This window comes from Streptomyces aurantiacus (assembly GCF_001418335.1).
Lineage (GTDB): Bacteria > Actinomycetota > Actinomycetes > Streptomycetales > Streptomycetaceae > Streptomyces > Streptomyces aurantiacus.
The window spans coordinates 1-1,063 of record NZ_LIPP01000550.1; the positions used below are offsets into that span (position 1 = coordinate 1).

Here is a 1,063-nt window from a genome sequence, read left to right on the forward strand (position 1 = left end):
GCGCTCAGCCCCCACCCACCCGCACATACGAACCGGCCTCGGCCCACGCTTTCAGGGGCGCGGGGAACTGCGCGGCCGGCCCCCACCCACCCGCACGTATGACCCGTCCGGCATGCGGCACGCAACCCCGCATGGTGAGCTGGGCGGATGAGCGGCGCGGACCCCGGCACCCGTGCCCAGCGGCAGCACCTGCTCCGCGTACGCGGGCGCAGCGTCGCCTGGGTACCCCCGCTGCTCCTGCTCGTCGCGATCGCCGTGATCGACAGCAACACCACGGGCGAGTTCAGGATCATCTCCTGGATCGTCCTCGTGCCCGGCATCGCGGCGGCCATCTGCGGAGTCAGGGGCACGGCCGCGTTCGCCGTGCTCTCCCTCGTCACGTACATCGAGGTGGACGCCGCCTGGCCGCACCAGGACCAGACCGGCCTGCCCGACTTCATCCTCGTCGCCGTGGGCGGGGCGCTGGCGACGACCGCGTGTGCCGTACGGGTCCGGGAGGAGCGGCGGATGCTGCACATGCGCGACGTGGCCGACACGACCCGGCGTACCGTGCTGCGCCCGTTGCCCACGCCCTGGGCCGGCCTCGACCACGCGGCCGTCTACCTGGCCGCCGACAGCGAGGCACGCGTCGGCGGCGACTTCTACGACATCCAGCCGGGCCCGCACGGCACACGGGTCCTCCTCGGGGACGTCCAGGGCAAGGGCCTGCCCGCGGTCGACACCGCCGCCGCGCTGCTCGGCACGTTCCGCGAGTCCGCGTACCACGAGGCGTCCCTGGCCGTCGTTGCCGAACGCCTTGAGGTACGGATGCGCCGCCAGCGGCAGTACGTGACGGACCTGGGCGGGGAACCGGCGCGCGGCGTGGAGCGCTTCGCGACCGCGGTCCTCGTCGCGTTCCCGCCGTGCGGCTCGCCCGGCGGCCACATCGAGGTCGTCAACTTCGGGCACGAACCCCCACTGGCGGCCGGCCCGGCCGGGGTACGCCTCCTGCCGCCCGGCGACGGCCTGCCGCTCGGCCTGGGCGACCTGGCCGGGCCGGGGGCAGGGGCGGAGTCGGAGTCGG

General features: G+C 74.9%; 1 protein-coding gene. It reads left to right on the top strand.

What is annotated here, in order from left to right; all coding sequences use genetic code 11:
* Positions 1-147 precede the first annotated feature (147 nt).
* Positions 148-1,063: PP2C family protein-serine/threonine phosphatase (locus AOK01_RS40150; RefSeq protein ID WP_055520595.1), on the top strand; the 916-nt coding region annotated here is incomplete at its 3' end.